We start from the raw sequence: 2,569 nt of genomic DNA on the forward strand, positions 1-2,569 counted from the left end.
TTTTTAATAGCCCTTGCCGTAATGTGTTCAATAATCGTTTGAGATTTTGCCGAAACTTTATCTTTTACCTGATTTAGAATGAATACAATAGTGGCCGTATAAAAAATATTGGTATCGGGTCGGCGATAAAAAAGATATTTTTTATGCCGATAAGAAGGAAAAATTCCATCAGGAAAAAACGCATCACCTCGTGACTGGCACAAGGCGATGCGTTCGATTAAAACATCAATATTTTCAGCATGAGACAACATAGACAGCAATATAAAAAGCTATCGACCATCGACTACCGACCATCGACTCAACTAAACTTTCAAAACCAACTTACCCGTATTTTCTCCTTTGAATAATTTCATCAATGTTTCGGGGAAAGCTTTTACGCCACCTTCGGCCACATAAACTTTTGAATTAAGTTTTCCTTGGGCAATCCAACCTGCCATTTCTTTTACCGCTTTTCCATAATTGGCGGCATTATCAAACACTACAATTCCTTCCATTCTTGCACGATTCACCAAAAGCGATAGATAATTACTTGGCCCAACTGGCTTTTCGGTTGCGTTATACTGCGAAATCGCTCCACAAATTACGATTCTTGCACGAAGATTTATCAACGTCAGTACAGTATCCAAAATTTCACCACCAACGTTATCAAAGTACACATCAACTCCTGCCGGACAAGCCTCTTTCAGTTGATTTCTTAAATTTCCTACTTTATAATCAACGCAAGCATCGAAGCCCAATTCTTCCACCACATATTGGCATTTATCGGCTCCGCCAGCAATTCCCACCACTCGACAGCCTTTTATTTTGGCAATTTGTCCAACCACACTTCCCACAGCACCTGCTGCTCCCGAAACCACCACTGTTTCACCTTCTTTGGGCTGGCCAGTATCCAACAATCCAAAATAACCTGTCAAGCCCGACATTCCCAAAGTACCGAGGTAGGCTGGTAGAGGAACAAAACTTGGGTCAACTTTCACAGCTTCTTTTCCATCCAAAATTGCATATTCCTGCACACCCGTTCCAGCAGTTACAAAATCGCCTGCTTTAAAATCAGTGTGTTTCGATTCCACTACTACACCCGCACCCAAAGCACGCATTACTTCACCTATTTTTACAGGTCTGATATATGATTTCCCTTCGTTCATCCAACCACGCATGGCTGGGTCGATTGACAAATATTGGTTCTGAACAAGAATCTGATTTTCAGCCAATTCGGGAGTTTCGGTTTCGATAATTTCCCAACAATCGGCCGTTGGAGCTCCCACTGGTCGAGCAATAAGTTTTACTTGTGTATTTTTCATCTTGGTTTTTTAGTTGATAGATAATGGCGAAATTAAACCAAATTTCTTGAAAAATAGTATGCACGCATAAAATTATCTTGATAGAGAAGACCATTCTGAAAAATAACCTCCCCTACTCAATGGCAGGGTTTTTGCTCAAATTTGCTTAAAATATTGTTTGTTTTTTTCATTTTAGCACCAAGTCGACTATTTTACTATGCAAAAACTCCAAAGAAAGGCTTAATTTTGCATAGATTTTAATCGTAATCGAAACATAATGAGAAGGATTTTAACCATCGTCAGTATTGTATGTGCATTTGTGGTGCGTACTTATGCACAAGAAGGAGCGGTTTCAGAATCGATTCAGTTAGGCTCATTAGTACCTGATTTCGATATAAATATTCTTACTAAAGAAGGTACAACCAAGAAAAACATCAAAGACTATCGTGGAAAAGTAGTCATTTTGGAGTTTTGGGCAACTTACTGTGGGCCGTGTTTTCCTGCGATGGACCATTTAGCCACTTTACAGAAAAAGTTTCCGACCGATTTAGAAGTTATCAACGTAACCGACGAAGAGCGGTGGAAAGTCGTAAATTTCTTAAAAAAACGTCCAACTTCGATGCCGATTGCGATTGATGCCAATAAATCAATCAATCAGTTGTTTTATCATCAACTGATGCCTCATACGATTATCATCGACCCACAAGGCTACATCAAAGCCATCACATCGCCCGAAGAAGTAACCGAAGAAGTAATTTATTTGGCAAAAAGCGGGGCAATATTAGCCGTAAAAACCAAAGCCGAGTTTGCCACAAAGACCGAAAGTGCCACGGCTATGAGCATTGGGCAGGCAGAAGATAAAAGTTTTTATAAAGTGGCAGTTTCGGCACACAAAGAAGGCGTACAGCCACAAATCAATAAAAAATCAGATTTCGAGTACGAATTTATTAATTGTACAGTACCGCTGATGTACCAAGTGCTTTATCAAACTACTCGCCCAAATCCTAATGATAGAGCATGTTTGGAGGTTTCGGAGCAAACCAAATATTTATTGGAGGAAAAACAGCAGTATTGCCTAATTATCAAAGTGCCTGAGTCAATGAAACATCGGTTGGGAGAAATTGGTATGAAAAACTTAGAGGATATTTTCGGGCTAAAAGCTAAAAACGAAAATCGCACCCGCAAGGTATATGCACTTTCTACTAATAAAGAAATAACGCAAACTGACAATAAAGTAGGAATGGATATGCCGCTGAAAGACTTCCTAAAACTACTTTGGGATACGAAAG

General features: G+C 39.5%; 2 protein-coding genes and 1 pseudogene. 1 reads left to right on the forward strand and 2 read right to left on the reverse strand.

Annotated features, from left to right (window positions below):
• Both ACOVO2_RS16385 and ACOVO2_RS16390 read right to left on the reverse strand, forming a co-directional pair.
• Nucleotides 1-251 (reverse strand): annotated as a pseudogene (locus ACOVO2_RS16385) (hypothetical protein); the annotation flags it as partial.
• Between the two features lie 51 nt (nt 252-302).
• Nucleotides 303-1,301, reverse strand: a complete 999-nt coding sequence (locus ACOVO2_RS16390) for an NADP-dependent oxidoreductase (protein WP_421771015.1) — start codon at nt 1,299-1,301, stop codon at nt 303-305.
• A 256-nt stretch (nt 1,302-1,557) separates the two neighbouring features.
• On the opposite strand from ACOVO2_RS16390, the gene ACOVO2_RS16395 reads away from it, so the two are divergent.
• A partial coding sequence (locus ACOVO2_RS16395; RefSeq protein ID WP_421771016.1) for a TlpA disulfide reductase family protein occupies nt 1,558-2,569 on the forward strand: 1,012 nt, incomplete at its 3' end.

The organism is Emticicia sp. (genome assembly GCF_049241225.1).
Taxonomy (GTDB): Bacteria; Bacteroidota; Bacteroidia; order Cytophagales; family Spirosomataceae; genus Emticicia.